The following is a 19,316-nucleotide window of genomic DNA, read 5'->3' as shown; positions in this document are numbered from 1 at the left end:
ATACATATTTGTTAATTAAAAGTTTTTTTTATTAAATTCGTCGATAATTAACTAATTAACATAAACTTAATGAAAAAAATTACTTTACTTCTAGCTATGTTTATAGCTAGTTTGGGTTTTGCTCAAGTACCTATAGGTAATGGTACAAATGAAAACCAAAGTGCTCCATTTGAACCTTTTTACGGGTACACTTATTCTCAAACCATTTATTTAGCATCCGAAATTAATGCTAATGGTAGTATTACTGGACTTCAGTGGTATTTTAGTGGAACCAGTGCTTTACCTAACAGTCAGGATTTGACCATTTATGTAGGTCATACAACAAAAACAAGTTTTGCTGGTACATCAGATTGGGAACCAGTATCAGGATTAACAGCAGTTTACACTGGAGGAATTACGGTTAATGGTCCAGGATGGGTAACAATTAATTTTACAACTCCATTTGCATACAATGGTACAGATAACCTGTTGATAGCTGTAGATGAAAATATGGTTAATTATGATGCGTCTTCTGATGACTTTTATAATAGTGCTGTTTCTGCACCGCGTACTATTTATTTTTATAATGATAGTACCAATCCAGATCCTGCATCTCCGCCTACTTCTGGATTTACTTTAGGAACAGCTTCTTTTATCCCAAATGTTATTTTAAATGGTATTGCACCTGCGTGTGTTACTCCAAATAATTTTGTGTCTGGTCCAGTTTTAGCAAATTCAGCTACTTTAACATGGAATGATCCTTCAGGTTCTCAAACTGATTACGAATATGTAATTCAACCAGTAGGTACAGGTGTTCCTACAGCAAATGGAACTGCTGTTTTAGGAAGTACAACAGTTACAGATAATACTGTTCAACCTAATACCAATTATGAAGCTTATGTTCGTGCAAATTGTGGTACGGATGGATACAGTACATGGAATGGTCCAATTACATTTTTAACGCCTTGTGTTACATATACAGCACCATGGTCTTATGATGTTGAAACGGCCGCTGCAACTACAAATTCAAGTATATTTGATTGTTGGACATCAAATCCAACTGGTAATACAAGTAGTTTTAGATGGGATATAGATGATAATGGCTCAACACCAAGTTCGCCTACTGGTCCTTCTGGAGCAAATAGTGGTACAAAATATTTCTATACTGAAGCATCAAGTGGAACACAAGGTTCGGTAGCAGAATTGTATTCGCCAATGGTTGATATTACAGCTCTTGCGGTACCTTCATTGCAATTTTATTACCACATGTTTGGATCTACGATGGGAGAGTTGCATGTGGATGTTTATAATGGTTCGACATGGGTAAATGATGTGGATGTTATTGTTGGACAACAACAAACAGCAGAAACAGACCCATGGGCTTTAAAAGTGGTTAGTTTAGCGGCTTTTACAGGAACTATTCAAGTTCGTTTTAGAGGTATTAGAGGTTCAGATTTTTATGGAGATATTGCGCTTGACGATATTTCAATTGAAGAAGCACCTGCTTGTTTACCTCCTAGTAATATTGTTGTAAGTAATATTACTACACAAAGTGTACAATTGGATTGGGATGATATGTCAAATGTGAGTCAGTATGACTTTGAATACGTGATTCAAGCACAAGGATTAGGGGAGCCAACTACAAATGGTGTTGCAGCTTCTGATTTTTCTGTAACGGATAACACTTTGACATCAAATACAAATTATGAAGTCTATGTAAGATCAGATTGTGGAACTGAATACAGTTCGTGGGTTGGTCCAATTAGTTTTAAAACACTTTGTAATCCATTTACAATTCCTTACACAGAAAATTTCGATGCTTATAGTGGTGGTTCCACAACAAATCCAAATACTCCTGATTGTTGGTTTAATATTGATTCTGGTGCCGGATATAATTATGTATATCAATATAGTTCAAATTCAGCGCCAAATAGTTTTTATTTGTACAACAGTTCGGATAATGCTGGGAATTATATGTTAGTTTCTCCTGAAACAACAAGTTTGTCTTCTGGCTTAAACAGAACGCGTTTTTTCGCAAGAGGAGGTGCTGGTTATCTTTTAGAAGTTGGAACTTTGACAAATCCATCAGATCCAACTACATTTACATTAATCACAACAATTAATTTAACAGCAACATTTGCACAATATGCAGTTTCTATACCAACAGGTACAGATTTACATGTTGCTTTTAAACATGGATTAGGAGGTACTTATCGTTCGGTTTATATTGATGATATTATTGTGGAGCCAATTCCTACTACACCACCTTCATGTGTAACGAATGTTGTGGCAACACCTGATGCTGCATGTGGAAACTATGCAACTGCAATTACTTGGGATCACGCAACAGGTGCTGATGGTTATAAAATAACTATGGGTACAACTACAGGAGGTAATGATGTTTTGGATGCTGTTGATTTAGGGTATGTAGCTACGTATTCATATACAGGTATGTTTAATACAACGTTTTATTATACTATTGTTGCCTATAATGCAAATGGAGACGCGGTAAGTTGTACGGAGTCAAGTTTTACAACAAATGCTAATGGATGTTACTGTTCATCTGTTCCTTCAAGTTATGATGGAAATGGTATTACCAATGTTTTAGTTGGAACAACAAATACAGCAGTACCGCCTCAGTCTTATTATGATAACACTGCAGCAGCAGCTATTAATATGAATCAAGGTATTTCGAATACTGTTCAAATTAGTTTTGCTACAGGGTATACTTATGATACTCATATTTGGATTGATTTTAATGATGATTATAATTTTGATTCATCTGAATTGGTTTACTCAGGAGTTTCTACAAATGCAAATCCAACGACTCTTGATGCATCATTTATAATGCCTGCTACAGCAACAGTTGGACAACATAGAATGCGTATAGGTTCTGCAGATTCGGGACAATTTATACCTAATCCTTGTTATTCTGGTGCTTGGGGTGTTACGATCGATTTAAAAGTTAATATAATTGTACCATCATGTTCACCGGCAGTAGCAGCTTCTACAACGGTAGTTCCAGATTGTACAAATAATAATTACAGTATTGAAGTTGATGTAACGGCTTTAGGTAATGGTACTCCTGCCATTTCTGATGGTACTACATCATGGCCTATATCTGCTACAGGAGTAGTAACAGTTGGACCATTTACATTCGGAACGAATGTTACATTAACTTTATTACATGGTTCAGATACTGCATGTGATCTACCATTAGGAACTTTTGCTTATGCTACATGTCCTCCATCTAATGATGATTGTTCAGGAGCAACTGCTTTAACGGTTGGTGCTAATTTTGCAACGAATTCAATTGTAGGTACATTAGTAGGTGCTACAGATTCTTCTATAGCAGGTCCTGGTTGTGCATTCTATCAAGGAAGTGATGTGTGGTATGCAATTACAGTTCCTGCTTCGGGTAGTATTACTTTTGAAACAGATAGTAATAATAATACAATTGCGGACATGGGAATGGCAGTTTACTCAGGCAGTTGTGGTAGCTTAGTTATGGTAGAATGTGATGACGATGACGGTAATGGTAATTTTTCAATGATAAGTTTAACTGGAAGAACACCGGGTGAAGTATTGTATTTAAGAGTTTGGGAATATGGTGGTGATATAGAAGACTCTTTCTTGGTTTCGGCTTTTGATGCTTCTTTAAGTGCAAATGCATTTGAATTAGATGGTTTCAAAGCGTATCCAAACCCTGTAAAGGATGTTTTAAACTTGTCATACAATACTGATATTTCAAATGTTCAAGTTGTTAATGTATTGGGACAAGTTGTTATCAATAAATCATTGAATACAACAAATGCTCAAATTGATATGTCACAGTTGAATGCAGGTACTTATTTAGTTAACATTGAAATTAATGGTTCTGTTAAATCAATTAAGGTGATTAAACAATAATTGTTTGTTAAATTTAAAATATTAAAGCCCTACTTAGGTAGGGCTTTTTTTTTGTTAAAATTGTAATAATTTAAAAAAAAGCAGATAAGTTTTGAATCTACTAAATGTAATTATTTAATTTTTAATGTTAAATTATTGTTGTGTAAATCAGTTTTTATGTTTAAAATTTGATATTTTAAACTCTTACATCTTGTTTTGGTTTGATTTAGGTAGTTTTGTTAAAATTAATGGTTTATTGATGTTTTTGTTATAAATAAATTAATTTAGCGCTTATTTTACTAACAAACTAACTAATTAAAATGAGAAAAATTACGCTTTTTTTTACTTTTTTCTTAAGCTTATTGTTTAGTAGTTATTTAACTGCTCAACATACTTTTACAACTATTGCGGGACCGACACTGGTAGCCAATGGTACTCCCGTTACCTTGAGTATTAACGATATTGCTAATACTTCGGGTGTTACAATACCTTCAACTTTTACGTATTCGTCATTTACAATTTCTGCCAATTGGGAAAATGTGAGTGGTTCATGGTCAAGTGAAGCAGATTTAAAAGTAGTTACAGCTGCTGGAACTGTAACTATTGATCCTCCAACTAGTGGGAGTGGTTCATCTTCTGTAGCGACAACTTTGACTTTTGATGGTGATTTTGTGGCCCCCTATGATCCGGCTACAGATGGTTCTTTGGATATTGTTTTAAATCAATCGTGGTCAGGTTCATCTGCGAATTGGTCAAACATTATTGTAACAATTAATCCAACTCCAGCTTGCATCACTCCTACAGGATTATTGACTAGTAATATTACAGATACACAAGTTCAATTGGATTGGGATGATATGTCAGGTGTGAGTCAATTTGATTTTGAATATGCAATTCAATTGCAAGGAGTAGGGACGCCAACAATAAATGGTGTTTTGGTTTCTGATGACATTACAGCAACTGCTACAACTGATTTAAGTGGAAATCCTTTATTATCAAACACTGCTTATGAAGTATGGTTGCGTTCTGATTGTGGTGTAGGTGCTTATAGCGAATGGTTTGGGCCGGTTAATTTTACTACTGCTTGTTCAGTTTATTCAATTCCGACAACAGAAGATTTTACAACCTATGTTCCAGGTTGTTGGCAAGAAGCTGATAACGGTGATTTATTAGCAGGACCAGATGATTTTGGTTCAAGTGCTTGGATTTCTGATGGTTTTGCAAATAATGGTGATTCTGGAGCGGCTAAGATTAATATTTACTCAACGGGTAAAAACGATTGGATTCTTTCACCGCTTTACAATATAGCAGCGTCGGGATATGAATTAAAATTTGCAGCCGCTGCAACGCAGTATGCTTCTACTAATGCGCCAACAACAGCTTGGGAAGCGGATGATTTTGTAGAGGTGTTGGTTTCTACGGATTTTACCAATTGGACAGTTTTGTATACGTTCAATGATACAAATACTCCTTCAAATATGGGTTCAGTTGTTATTGTTGATTTGGAGGCTTATGCAGGTCAAAATGTGCGTTTTGCTTTTAGAGGGGTAGAAGGTTCTGTTGATGGAAGTGCTGATATTGATTTTAGTATTGATGATTTTGAAATTCGCTTAACGCCTACGGCTCCTCCGGCTTGTGTCTCTAATTTAGTTGCAACTCCAGATGTTGCTTGTGGAAATTTTGCTAGTGCAATTTCTTGGGATGCTGTTTCTGGAGCAGATGGATATAAAATTACAATGGGTACAACTTCAGGTGGTAACGATATTCTAAATAATGTTGACTTAGGAGATGTTTTAAATTACAGTTATGTTGGATTGATAAACACTTCTTATTATGTGACTGTTTTGTCCTATAATAGTTTTGGTAATGCTACAGCTTGTTCAGAAATTACATTTACAACAAATGCTAATGGTTGTTACTGTACTTCAAATCCGTCTTCTATAGATAATAATGGTGTCACAAATGTACAAATTGTGACAACGGATTTCCCAAATTCTACTGTTTCATATACTGATAATACAAGTTCACCTGTTGATGTTTATCAAGGTTTGTCTAACAATGTACAAATTACTTATGAGACAGGTTATACTTATGATACTCATATTTGGGTAGATTTAAATGATGATTTTGTGTTTGATGCAACAGAATTAATGTATTCTGGTACATCAACTAATGTGTCTCCAAGCAATTTAGATGCTTCTTTTGTGGTGCCTTCTACTTTGTCGTTAGGGCAACATAGAATGCGTATTGGTTCTGCGGATAGTGGACAAGCTACACCAAATCCATGTTATTCAGGTTCTTTTGGTGTAACAATAGATTTTGTGATTAATGTAGTAGCACCTCCATGTGTACCTACAGGAGTTTCATCTACAACAATTGTTGCAGACTGTGTAAACTCACAATATAGTATTGATGTGGCGGTTTCTTCTTTGGGTGATGGTACTCCTGTTATTACAGATGGAACGAATACATGGCCAGTGACAAGTACTGGTGTAGTTACTGTAGGTCCTTTTGTAAGTGGAGCAACTGTGAGTTTAACTTTGTTACATGGTTCTGAATCTGTATGTGATGTTGTTTTAGGAAGTTTCAATTATGGTTGTCCTCCTTCAAATGACGAATGTAATAACGCTATTGCTTTAACAGTTAATGCAGATTTAAATTGTGCTGTTGTTACTGCTGGAACTAATTTCTATGCTACGGCATCTTCTCAAGCTGATGATGTAACAGGTACACCAAATAATGATGTTTGGTTTAGTTTTGTGGCTGTTGAAGCGGCACATACAATTGTTATTTCAAATGTTGTGGCTGTAAGTGGTTCAAGTGTTGATATGGGAATGGGAGTTTATGATGCAATAACCGGATGTTCAGCTTTAAGTTTTGTTGCGGATAGTGATCCAAATACTTTAGCGTTAACAGGTTTAACAGTTGGTAATACTTATTTAGTTAGGGTTTATAATTGGAGTAGTATAGTTTCAAATGCTAATACTTTTGATATTTGTGTTGGTACGCCTCCAGCACCACCAGTAAATGATGATTGTGATAATGCTATTGCTTTAACAGTAAATACAGATTTAAATTGTGGTGTTGTTACTTCAGGAACAAATCAAAGTGCTACGGCATCATCACAAGCGGATGATGTAACAGGTACTCCTAATAATGACGTTTGGTTTAGTTTTGTAGCTGTTGAAACAGCACACACTATTGTTCTCTCGAATGTTGTGGCTGTTAGTGGTTCAAGTACAAATATGGGGATGGGGGTTTATGATGCAACAGGAGGATGTTCTGCTTTAACGTTTTTTAATGACAGTGACCCAAATACTTTAGCCTTAACAGGTTTAACAGTTGGTAATACTTATTTAGTTAGGGTTTATAACTGGAGTAGTACAGCTTCAAATGCTAATGCTTTCAATATCTGTGTTGGTACACCACCTCCACCACCTTCAAATGACGATTGTGATAATGCTATTGCTTTAACAGTAAATGCAGATTTAAACTGCGGTGTTGTAACTACTGGAACAAATCTAAGTGCTACGGCTTCTTCACAAGCTGATGATGTAACGGGTACACCAAATAATGATGTTTGGTTTAGTTTTGTTGCAACTGCAGAAGCGCATACAATTGCTTTGTCAAATGTAGTTGCTGTGAGTGGATCAAGTACAGATATGGGAATGGGAGTTTATGATGCAACAGGCGGATGTACTGCTTTAACATTCTTTGATGATAGTGATCCAAATACACTTGATTTAACAGGTTTAACCATTGGAAATACTTATTTAGTTAGGGTATATAACTGGACTACTGCAGCTTCAAATGGTAATACTTTTGATATCTGTATTGGAACAGATCCAAACTTATCATCAGCTACTTTTGATCAATCAAGTTTAAAAGTTTACCCTAATCCAATTAGTGATGTTTTAAACTTAGAGTTTTCAGAAGAAATAAAAGCAATTCAAGTTGTAAATTTGCTTGGCCAAATTGTAATAGATCAGAGTGTAAATAACACAACTTTAAAAATTGATATGACTCACTTAAATAGCGGAACTTATATTGTTAATATTTTAATTAATGATGTAATGCAAACAGTAAAAGTGATTAAGAACTAATATTGTTTTTGAATTTGTTAAAAAAAAGCCGCTAATTAGCGGCTTTTTTTATAGTTTAAATTTTTTAATACATTTTGTTTGTTTTTTATGGTTTTGATTTTTTTTTAGTTTTTTAATAGTAATTATAGGTATATTGGTGATTATTTAACTGTTAAATTGTAATAATGAAAAAAAAATTATCGGTACTTGTATTTTTATTAGGATTATTGAGTTATGCTCAAGCACCAGTAGGAAATGGTGATAATCAATTACAGCATGGTCCTTTAGAACCTTTCTATGATTATTCTTACACTCAGAGTATTTATTATGCTTCTGAAATTAATGCTGCAGGAACTATAACAGGGTTACAGTGGTATTTTAGTGGTAATTCTGGATCTACTTTGCTAAATAGTCAAACATTAACAATCTATTTGGGTCATACTACTCAAACTAGTTTTCAAACGGCACTTCCAACTTTTGAACCTTTGTCAGGATTAACTAGTGTTTATTCCGGAAACATTTCTGTGAATGGTCCAGGTTGGGTATCAATAGTTTTTGATACTCCTTTTGTGTATAATGGTTTGGATAATTTGGTAATTGCGGTAGATGAAAATACAGTAAATCATGATTCTGGTTCTGATGATTTTTATAACTCACCAGTTGCAACTCCAAGAACAGTATATTTTTATGGAAATGGTTTAGATCCAGATCCAGCTAATCCACCAACATCAGCTTCTTCAACGACATACTTGGGTACAAGTTCGTTTATCCCTAATGTGATTTTAGATGGTTTGTCACCATTGTGTACTAAACCTGAAAGTTTAAGTGTATCAAATATTACACCCAATGGAGTAGATTTGAGTTGGACGACATCTTCTGGAAGTCAAAATTTTGAATATGCAATTCAACCAATAGGATTAGGAGCACCTACAGGTTCAGGAATTGTTGTAACTGGAAATACTTCTGTTTCTAATTCAACACTTCTACCAAATACTGAGTATGATGTGTTTGTAAGAACGAATTGTGGTACAAATGGTTACAGTGCATGGTATGGGCCAGTCTCTTTCGTAACAATTTGTGAAACTAATATGGCGCCTTGGACGTATGATGTAGAAACAGCTGCAATTACAACTAATTCAACAATTGAAGATTGTTGGTCTTCAACTCCATCTGGGATTACATATAGTTATAGGTGGAATGTACACGGAGTAGGACCTACAACAAGTTCGAATACTGGACCTTATGGAGCTTATAGTGGTGATAATTATTTTTATACGGAAGCATCTAATGGCTCATTAGGTGCCGTTGCAGAATTATACACTCCTTTAATTGATTTATCTACAATGGTAGCGCCTTCATTGCAATTTTATTACCATATGTATGGAGGTAATATGGGGAGTTTACACGTCGATGTTTATGATGGAACTGCCTGGGTAAATGATGTTGAAGTAATTACAGGGCAACAACATTCGACTAAAAATTCTCCATGGAACTTGAAGTTAGTTTCTTTAGCTTCTTATACAGGAGTGGTTCAAGTACGATTTAGAGGAATTAGAGGCTCTGGTTCAACGAGTGATATGGCCATTGATAGTATTGGTTTTGTGGAAATGCCTTCTTGTTTGCCTCCTACAAATATCGTATTAAGTAATATTACAACAAATGGTGTATCGGCAAGTTGGGATGATATGACAAGTATGGGTCAGTATGATTTTGAATATGTTATACAGCCTCAAAATTCAGGATTGCCTACCACTCCTGGAATATTTCTTGATAGTCAAACAAGTTTATTGGAGGATACTTTAAATTCTAGTACGGCTTATGAACTTTATTTAAGAGCTTATTGTGATACATCCTATAGTGTATGGGTAGGTCCTTATGTATTCAATACGCTATGTGATTATTTTACTGTGCCTTACACTGAAAATTTTGATGCTTATACTCAAGGGACATTTTTAAATAATAATGTGCCAGATTGTTGGACTTATTTAGAAACGGTTAATGGTCCAGGGTATGGATATATTGCAAGTACGACACCAAATTCTTCTCCTAGAAATTATTATTTAATTAATGGATCAGATTTAAATGGAAATTATATGCTTGTTTCTCCAGAAACAACTAATTTAACTAATGGTTTAAATAGTGTCAAATTTTTTGCGAGAGGAGAGGATAATGGATATGTACTAGATGTAGGAACATTGTCAGATCCAACCAATTTTAACTCATTTACATTAATTAGTTCTATAACTTTGACTGCTACAAATGCAGAATACACTGTAAATATTCCTTCAGGAATTGATGAGTTTTTGGTTTTTAAGCACGGTTTAAGCGGAGCTTATAATGGTATTTATATTGACGATATTACGGTTGAAGTGAATTCAAATTTAGACACAAAAGGCTTTAATACAGTAGACTTTTTATATTACCCTAATCCCGTTAAAGATATCTTAAACTTAGTTTATAATGCAGAAATATCAACTGTGAAAGTTGTTAATGTGTTAGGTCAAGTAGTAATTAATCAGATTGTTAATACTTCGTCAACTCAAATTGATATGGCGAAATTGAATAGTGGTACATATGTTGTGATTGTAACTATAGAGGGCGTTGATAATATGGTGAAAATTGTAAAACAATAAGTTGAAAGGAAACTAGTTTAAACTTTAAAAATAAAATTCATTTGCAATTATTAAAAGTCCTGCAAAAGCAGGACTTTTATTTTTATAACGATTATCTTTGTTAAAAAATATTTGAGATGCATTTTTCCTTTATTATTCCTGTTTATAATAGGCCTGATGAAATTGATGAATTGTTGTTAAGTTTAACTAAGCAAAACTATGTGCATCCATTTGAAGTAGTGGTAGTTGAAGACGGTTCTATAATTGATTGCAAAGCTATAATTGAGAAATACCAAGAGCAGTTGGATATCAGTTATTTTTACAAAAAAAATTCAGGACCAGGGGATTCTAGAAACTTTGGTATGCGTAACGCAAAAGGGAATTACTTCATTATTTTAGATTCCGATTGTATCATACCTCCTAGTTATTTGAGTGAAGCTGAAAAAGCACTTCAAGAAGATTTTGTTGATTGTTATGGTGGGCCAGATGCTGCCTTAGATTCATTTTCCGATATTCAAAAGGCTATTAATTTTAGTATGACCTCTTTTTTGACAACAGGTGGGGTAAGAGGCGGAAGTGAGAAATTGGACAAATTCCAACCAAGAAGTTTTAATATGGGACTTTCCAAAAAAGCATTTGAAGCATCAAATGGATTTGGGAATATCCATCCCGGAGAAGATCCCGATTTGTCTATTCGTTTGTGGAAATTAGGTTTTAAAACAAGGTTGATAAAAAATGCTTTTGTATACCATAAAAGAAGAATTGATTGGAATAAATTTCAAATACAAGTAAATAAATTCGGGAAAGCCCGCCCAATTTTAAATTATTGGTATCCAGAATATTCAAAACTAACATTTTGGTTTCCTACACTTTTTTGTTTTGGGTTAATTGTGTCACTATTATTTGCAGCACTAACCAAAAACATGTTTTTACTTTCTGTTTATGGTATTTATTTTCTTACGCTATTTTTTGTGTCATGGTTTCAAAATAGAAATATTAAAATTGCGTTATACTCTTTAATTGCGGTAATGATTCAGTTTTATGGTTATGGTAGTGGTTTTTTTAAAGCATTTGTCAATATTTTTCTATTGAAGAAATTACCAGAAGAAGCACACCCAGAATTATTTTTTAAAAAATAAAACATGTCAAAAATAATTGGACTTACCGGAGGTATTGGTAGTGGTAAATCCACAGTTGCAAAATATATCGCTAGCAAAGGGATTCCTGTTTATATAGCCGATTATGAGGCAAAAATGTTAATGGAAGATCCTTTGGTAATTGAAGAAGTACAGCAATTATTTGACGAAAATGTAATTTTAGAAAATGGAAAACTGGATAGAGGAAAGATAGGTGAAATTGTTTTTAACAATAAGTACAAACTTGACCAGTTAAATGGTGTAATTCATCCGAAAGTAAAGCAACATTTTACAAAATGGCTACAAAAACATAAAGAATTTCCATTTGTTGTAAAAGAAGTAGCAATCTTATTTGAATCTGGAGGAGACAAAGAATGCGACAAAGTTATTTTGGTAACTGCTCCTTTGCAAGTGCGTCTAAAAAGGACGATGGAACGTGATAATATCTCAGAAGAACTAGTGTTGGCAAGGATGAATAATCAAATGTCTGAAGAAGATAAAATTTTAAAAAGCGATTTTGTTGTGCATAATTTGAGTTTAGAAGAAACTTATTTATCCGTTGATAGTATTCTGAAAAATTTAAATAATTCTTAAAAATAGGCTTGAATGTTAATCTTTGGTTAATGTATTTTAACAAGAAATGTTAAAAAGTTAAATTTGTAGTGATGAATAAGACAAGATTCCGACTATTAGTTTTTTTAATGAGTTTATCATTAATAGGAATTATAGTAGTACAAGTGTATTGGATTAACACTTCGTTGCAAAATAATGAGGAGCAGTTTAAGTACCATGTACAGCAAGTTATTGGTAATGTGGCTGATAAAATTAACAGTAAGGAGTTAAAAACATTCATCAAAGAATATAATAAAATTAAAGATAGTATAGGTAAAGAACCAGCAACAAACGTTCTGAAAGAAATTTTATTTGTAGAAAAAGATATTAAAACAAATGAAACAATTATCTATACAAATACCATAATTGCAGAAAATTACGGTATTAATGGTTCGTTCTTTGATAAAAACGCTGATACAATAAGTGTTGGTAATATTGTTTCCAATAGGAAAACAGAGGTTTATAATGGTTCATTAATAGACAACCCTAGTGTTCAAATGAACAAAAAGCCTGATGTAACAGTTCAAAAATCAGGAAGTTTGTCGGCTTATGATAAAGCTAATTTTGAAGTGTTATACAAGGATGTTGTTTCGCAAAGAAGTATTCAGGAGAGAATTTCTAATGAGGAACTAAACGATATGCTTCATGTAGAACTGGATAAGTACGGTGTTAAAACACCTTTTGAGTTTGGAATTTATAGTAATGGATTGGCAACAAAAATTCGTTCGGATAAATTTCGTTATGATAAAAAGTTGACCTATGGTATTCCTATTTTTCAAGATAACGAAGGAGGTTCGCAATACCAATTGTTGGTTTCGTTCCCTCAAAAAAGACAGTTTCTTTTCTCTTCTTTATTAGGAATTACAACATTATCATTACTATTTACACTTGTTATTGTATTAACGTATTCCAATGCATTGAATCAGTTGATAAAGCAAAAGCAGATTTCGGAGATTAAAACCGATTTTATAAACAACATGACGCATGAGTTTAAAACACCTATTGCTACAATTAATTTAGCTTTGGATGCAATTAAAAACCCAAAAGTTATTGAAGATAAGGATAAAGTTCAGCGTTATCTTCAAATGATTAAAGATGAAAACAAACGGATGCACGCACAGGTAGAAAATGTATTGCGTATTTCAAAGTTAGAACGAAATGAATTGGATATATCGAAAGAACCAGCTGATGTAAGTGTTGTTTTGGAAGATGCTATTGAGCACGTGAGTTTGATTGTAGAAGATAGAAATGGAGAAGTGAACACACATTTCAATGCAGAGCGAACAACTATTTTATTGAATGAAGTGCATTTTACGAATGTTTTAGTAAACATTTTGGACAATGCTATTAAATATTCTCTTGAAAAACCGATTATTGATGTTTATACAGAGAACATAAAAGATTTTATTGTTATTAAAATTAAAGACCAAGGAGCAGGGATGAGTAAAGTTGCCCAAAAGAGAGTTTTTGAAAAATTTTACAGAGAGCACACCGGTGATTTACATAATGTTAAAGGGCATGGTTTAGGACTAGCTTATGTAAAACAAATTGTAGACGATCACAACGGTGAGATTTTTGTAGAAAGTGAAAAAGGAAAGGGAAGTACATTTATACTCAAAATGCCATTAATAAATTAAAAAGATACAAATTAAGAATATGGAGGCTAGAAAAATTTTATTGGTTGAAGATGATCCAAATTTTGGAGCAATATTGAAAGATTATTTAGTGATAAATGATTTTGAGGTGACATTGGCTAAAAATGGAATGGAAGGCTTTGAGAAATTTAAGAAGGATACTTATGATTTGTGTATACTAGATGTAATGATGCCTTATAAGGATGGTTATACATTGGCTAGAGAAATCCGTGAAAAAAATCAAGAAATTCCTATTATCTTTTTAACAGCTAAGACGTTAAAAGAAGACGTTTTAAAAGGCTATAAAGTGGGTGCTGATGATTATTTGAATAAACCTTTTGATTCAGAAGTATTGTTGATGAAAATAAAAGCAATTATTCAAAGAAAAGCTTCTGAAGTTAAGCCGGATAATACAAAATTCGAGTTTATTATTGGAAAATTCCATTTGAATTCAAAGTTGCGTTTCTTGTCTTATGCAGGTGAAGAACCAGTAAAATTATCGCCAAAAGAGTGTGAGCTTTTAAAAATGCTTGCTCTTCATGAAAACGATTTAATGCCACGTGAATTGGCATTGACAAAAATATGGAGAGATGATAATTATTTTACATCTCGTAGTATGGATGTTTATATTGCGAAATTGAGGAAATATCTAAAAAAAGATGAGAATGTTGAAATTTTGAACATTCATGGAGAAGGATTTAGATTGGTAGTTAAAAAATAAAAAAAGCGCTAGAAATAGCGCTTTTTTATTTATTCTTTCTTCCACTCAATCTGTAAAGCATAGACGTTTTTATTATCTTTTGTTATGCTGTAGTTTGAATACTGATTATTCTCTTTTTTATAAATTTTGGCTTCATCACCTAAATTTAATTCTCGCATAAAATTGATATCTAGGCTTTTAATTTCTTGGTTTATCAAATGCTTTGGATTATCCAAATCAAAACACCACTCCATGTATTTTACATTGTTAACATGATTCACAATATCAAGATCTGATAAAACTACTTTTTGGTTAGCTAATAAAATGACATTTTCGTCAATTTCTATTTTGATAGTGGGTTGGTTTGTAGCATCTATTTGAAATTTCTCAAAATGTTCATGCGGTAAGGCTAAGTTTTCAGGTCGTCTGCTAATGGTATTGATGACAGCCCAATAGCTTTCACAGCCTACTATTTTTTCTTCATTGAGGTACATTTCCATGCAACGTACAGAACGAGAATTTTCCAAACTCTTAATCCAAGTTTTTACCGTAACAGTATCACGCCATTTGGGTAATCTCGATATTTCTAGTCGCATTCTACTCATTACCCATGCTTGATGGTGTGCTTGCATATCAGAAAAACTAATTCCTCCTAAATCGGCATGGTTTCCCGCTGTTATTTGTAGAAGATTACATAATTCCGTGTATTTCAAATATCCGTTTGGATAACAATGTAAAAAGTTAAGGGTATATTTTTCTTCTAAAATTGAAGTAAAATCTTTTGCAATTGGCATTTTATCTCTGAATTTGTGATTCTAAGGAATCAATTATTGTTTTTATATTAGTCTTGTAATCAAACCAATGCGCATTATCGTTTCTTTTGAACCAAGTAAGTTGGCGTTTTGCAAACCTTCTTGTATTTTTCTTAATTTCTTCAATGGCAAAATCAAGCGTTATTTTGTTGTCAAAATAATCAAAAAGTTCTCGGTAACCAACCGTTTGTAAAGCGTTGAGGTTTTTGTGTGGATACAATTTCTCCGCTTCATTTAACAAACCTTGGTCCATCATTATGTCAACACGTTGGTTAATTCTGTCATACATAATTTCACGATCGGCTTCCAAACCAATAACTATTGGAATGAAATTACGTTTGTTTTGACGTTTTCCAAGAAAGCTTGAATAGGGTTTTCCAGTACCCAAACAAACTTCTACAAAGCGTTTCATGCGTTGTGGGTTGACTAAAGTTTGTGGGTTTTCGGTTTCAAGTTTTTGATAATATTCATTATCTAAAAGTTCCAATTGTTCTTGTAAGAAATTAATACCTTTTTGATTGTATTCGGTATTAATGGTTTCTCTTATTGATGGATCTATATCCGGAAACTCGTCAAAACCTTTTAAAACAGCATCAACGTAGAGACCAGAACCACCAACCATGATTTGGACATTGTGCTGCTGGAATAATTCATTTAATTTCGATAAAGCCTCTGTTTCAAAATCTCCAACACTATAGTTTTCAAAAATGGATTTGTTTTGGATAAAATGATGCTTTGCCGCAGCTAACTCCTCTTGGTTTGGAACCGCTGTACCAATGGTCATTTCTTTAAAAAATTGACGACTATCACAGGAAATGATATCGCAGTTAAAATGTTGTGCAAGTTGAATGCTTAATGCAGTTTTACCAATAGCAGTAGGGCCAATTATGGTAATTAAATAATTATTCATTGGATAAATTGTTTCCGCAATTGTAACAGAATATAGCTTTTGCAGTATGATCTTCTGTTCCACAATGCGAACATGGATTCTTGGTGCTTTTTTTCTTTGAACTATCGCTTTTAGCAAGTTCTGCCGTAACAATTCCGGTAGGAACTGCAATTATTCCGTAACCCAATACCATGACAAAGGAAGCTACAAACTGTCCTAAAGGTGTCGATGGGGAAATATCACCGTAACCAACAGTTGTTAACGTAACAATAGTCCAATAGATACTGGTAGGGATACTTGTAAAGCCATTTTCAGGGCCTTCAATTACATACATTATGGAACCTATAAAAACGGTACTGATGAGCACAAAATATATAAAAACAACAATTTTACTTCGGCTGGCCAGTAAGGCGTCTTTTAAGTGTAAGGATTGTCCTGTAAATTGTGGATGGTTTAGTATTTTAAAAAGGCGGATTAATCGAAATGCTCTTACAATTGTCAATACACTTGTTCCGGTTATAAAAAGAGATAAGTACATGGGTAAAACCGCAATTAAGTCGATAATACCGTAGAAACTAAAGATGTATTGCAATGGCTTTTTGATACTTATAATCCGAAGTATATATTCTATAGTGAAGAAAATGGTAATTAGCCATTCTAAGAAAACGACTTGAGTGTGGTATTTCGTATCAAAACCTTGTACGGTTTCAAGCATGACTAATACAACACTCAATAGGATAATACCCAAAAGGAACAAATCGAAAAGTCTGCCAGCAGCAGTATTAGTGCCGTAAATGATGACAAATGTTTGTTGTCTTAATTTCTCAAATGTTGATTTGTTAATTCCCATTACACAAATATACAATTATTAAAACTTCAATACTTTTTGGACTTTGTGTTTTCGTAGGTAACGTTGAATTATATTTTTAGTATCTCGATTACTTTGCATCGGAATAATAATGTTCCTTAAGATGTCAATGTTATTAACTTGAAAGTTTAAAGAATAAAAGCAATAGCCTTTGTAAATACCATTTTCAATTAGTGTTGCACTTCTTTCGTCATGTGAACGCCCTTTATCAATAATTACCATATTATTGTTAGCAAAACTGTTTTCGGTGATAAAGTTATCAACCCTTTTGTTATAATCTTCTGGCGATTCTTTTTCAATACAAGCACCATAACATTGTTTTGTGTCATACTGAAAACAACTTTTTTTAGTGTTGTATAGACCGTTTATTTTTTGACATAAATGATATTGCTCCGTCATTTTGAAAAGGATTTTTTTCCCTTCTTCAAGCGAAGTGAACGAAGTGATTTCTTTTTTTCTACCATCGGCTTTCTCTATTTTTAAACTGATATAGCCATTAGGTGTTTTTTGAGTGTACAAAGCCCATCCAAAAAGAGTTTTACGTTGTGCTCTGTTGTAAATGGGTTTGTTAATTTTAATTTCTTCACTTTCTTTTAAAAGAGCAATGAGTTCGCTACCGGTTTCTTCAAAAGTAACAGTGTAGACCTCGTTTTGTATTTTTTTGCTTTTACGTGACGTGCCGGTAAAATGTTGGTTGACTCTTTTTTTGATATTTTTACTCTTACCTATGTAAATAATATCTCCTTTTTCATTGTGAATGTAGTAAATACCTGTTTTTGAAGGCAATGACTCCACAATGTCCAATAATTTTGGTAATAAGCCCGACTTTACTTCAGTTTTGACGAAACTTTTTACAATTTCCTTTTCAACGTCTTTTGCAAGTAACAATTTAAAAAGTTTAACAGTAGCCATAGCATCCCCACTAGCACGGTGTCTGTCTGCAATGGGTATTCCTAATGAACGCACTAGTTTACCTAAACTATAAGATGGTTGTTCTGGTATAAGTTTTTTAGAAAGTTCAACGGTACAAAGTGTAGATTTTTTGTAATCAAAGCCCAATCGTCTGAATTCCATACGCAGAATTCGATAATCAAAAGAAGCATTGTGAGCAACCAAAATACAACCATCGGTAATTTCTACGATGCGTTTTGCAACCTCATAAAACTTTGGGGCAGAGCGTAACATGGCATTATTTATCCCAGTTAGATTAACAACAAAGGGCTGTATAGGTTTTTCTGGATTTACCAGACTGATAAATTGGTCAACAACTTCATGACCATCAAATTTATAAATGGCAATTTCTGTAATACCTTCTTCGTTGTATTGCCCCCCTGTAGTTTCTATGTCGAGTATTGCGTACAATTTTTGAAATACCTTGTTTAAATAGTGTTCAAAAAGAATTTGAACGTACTGTTATTATTTTCTTGAGCCAAAGATACTACTTCCTATTCGAACCATAGTACTTCCATTTTCAATTGCAATTTGATAATCTCCCGACATTCCCATTGATAATATGGATATTTGACAATTTTCAGCGGTATGTTGTTTTGTATTATCGAATATTTTTTTCAGGTTTGAAAACTCCTTGTTGATTTGCGCTTCGCTTTCCGTGAAAGTAGCCATTCCCATCAAACCGACAATTTTGATATTCTTCAGTTCCTTGAATTCATCAGAACCTAAAATGTCGTTTAATTCTTTTTCATCAAGACCAAATTTACTTTCTTCTTCAGCAATGTAAATTTGTAGTAAACAGTCAATAACGCGATTGTTTTTAGCGGCCTGTTTGTTGATTTCTTTTAGCAGTTTAAAGCTATCTACACCATGTATTAAACTTACATAGGGTGCCATGTATTTTACCTTATTGGTTTGTACATGACCAATCATGTGCCATTGAATATCTTTTGGCATTTGTTCCCATTTGTCGGTCATTTCTTGGATTTTGTTTTCTCCAAAAATGCGTTGACCTGCTTCATAAGCTTCCATCAAATCATGAACAGGCTTGGTTTTGGAAACTGCTACTAGAGTAACTTGTGGAGGAAGCGTTTTCTTTATTTCGGTAAGATTTTTAGCTATTGGCATGCGTTTAAGTGTCTTTATTTTAAAT

At 33.4% G+C, this 19,316-nt stretch carries 12 protein-coding genes; 7 read left to right on the top strand and 5 right to left on the bottom strand.

What is annotated here, in order from left to right; all coding sequences use genetic code 11:
- Positions 1-69: 69 nt before the first annotated feature.
- The 7 genes from ACFS5J_RS05330 to ACFS5J_RS05300 all read left to right on the top strand — a co-directional run bounded on the left by ACFS5J_RS05330 (position 70) and on the right by ACFS5J_RS05300 (position 14,664).
- Positions 70-3,888, top strand: a complete 3,819-nt coding sequence (locus tag ACFS5J_RS05330) for a GEVED domain-containing protein (RefSeq protein ID WP_379811023.1) — start codon at positions 70-72, stop codon at positions 3,886-3,888.
- Between the two features lie 299 nt (positions 3,889-4,187).
- Positions 4,188-7,970 carry a GEVED domain-containing protein gene (locus ACFS5J_RS05325; protein WP_379811022.1) on the top strand — a complete coding sequence of 1,261 codons (3,783 nt, stop codon included), beginning with the start codon at positions 4,188-4,190 and terminating at the stop codon, positions 7,968-7,970.
- A 164-nt stretch (positions 7,971-8,134) separates the two neighbouring features.
- Positions 8,135-10,582: a T9SS type A sorting domain-containing protein gene (locus tag ACFS5J_RS05320; RefSeq protein WP_379811021.1), complete on the top strand. Its 2,448-nt coding sequence runs from the start codon at positions 8,135-8,137 to the stop codon at positions 10,580-10,582.
- Between the two features lie 116 nt (positions 10,583-10,698).
- Positions 10,699-11,700, top strand: coding sequence for a glycosyltransferase (locus ACFS5J_RS05315; protein ID WP_379811020.1), 1,002 nt, complete (start codon positions 10,699-10,701; stop codon positions 11,698-11,700).
- A gap of 3 nt (positions 11,701-11,703) precedes the next feature.
- On the top strand, positions 11,704-12,291 hold the full coding sequence (coaE, locus tag ACFS5J_RS05310; protein WP_379811019.1) for a dephospho-CoA kinase: 588 nt from the start codon (positions 11,704-11,706) through the stop codon (positions 12,289-12,291).
- A gap of 71 nt (positions 12,292-12,362) precedes the next feature.
- Positions 12,363-13,946, top strand: coding sequence for a sensor histidine kinase (locus tag ACFS5J_RS05305; RefSeq protein ID WP_379811018.1), 1,584 nt, complete (start codon positions 12,363-12,365; stop codon positions 13,944-13,946).
- Positions 13,947-13,965: 19 nt separating this feature from the next.
- Positions 13,966-14,664: a response regulator transcription factor gene (locus tag ACFS5J_RS05300; RefSeq protein WP_379811017.1), complete on the top strand. Its 699-nt coding sequence runs from the start codon at positions 13,966-13,968 to the stop codon at positions 14,662-14,664.
- Between the two features lie 29 nt (positions 14,665-14,693).
- On the opposite strand, the gene ACFS5J_RS05295 is transcribed toward ACFS5J_RS05300, so the two are convergent.
- From ACFS5J_RS05295 to ACFS5J_RS05275, 5 genes are read right to left on the bottom strand one after another with little or no spacing between them, the layout of a single operon-like run.
- A complete protein-coding gene (locus tag ACFS5J_RS05295) occupies positions 14,694-15,437 on the bottom strand; it encodes an acyl-[acyl-carrier-protein] thioesterase (RefSeq protein WP_379811016.1) in 744 nt (247 codons plus the stop codon).
- A gap of 1 nt (position 15,438) precedes the next feature.
- Positions 15,439-16,365: a tRNA (adenosine(37)-N6)-dimethylallyltransferase MiaA gene (gene miaA, locus ACFS5J_RS05290; RefSeq protein ID WP_379811015.1), complete on the bottom strand. Its 927-nt coding sequence runs from the start codon at positions 16,363-16,365 to the stop codon at positions 15,439-15,441.
- Positions 16,358-17,194, bottom strand: a complete 837-nt coding sequence (locus ACFS5J_RS05285) for an ion transporter (RefSeq protein WP_379811014.1) — start codon at positions 17,192-17,194, stop codon at positions 16,358-16,360. Before ACFS5J_RS05285 ends, miaA begins: the two co-directional genes overlap by 8 nt.
- A gap of 18 nt (positions 17,195-17,212) precedes the next feature.
- Complete coding sequence (locus tag ACFS5J_RS05280) at positions 17,213-18,574, bottom strand: exonuclease domain-containing protein (RefSeq protein WP_379811013.1); 1,362 nt, start codon at positions 18,572-18,574, stop codon at positions 17,213-17,215.
- Between the two features lie 54 nt (positions 18,575-18,628).
- Positions 18,629-19,291: a YggS family pyridoxal phosphate-dependent enzyme gene (locus ACFS5J_RS05275; RefSeq protein ID WP_379811012.1), complete on the bottom strand. Its 663-nt coding sequence runs from the start codon at positions 19,289-19,291 to the stop codon at positions 18,629-18,631.
- Positions 19,292-19,316 lie beyond the last annotated feature (25 nt).

The sequence above is a fragment of the Flavobacterium chuncheonense genome (assembly GCF_042686145.1).
GTDB classification, from domain to species: Bacteria; Bacteroidota; Bacteroidia; order Flavobacteriales; family Flavobacteriaceae; genus Flavobacterium; species Flavobacterium chuncheonense.
This window is presented reverse-complemented; position numbering and strand designations above follow the sequence as displayed.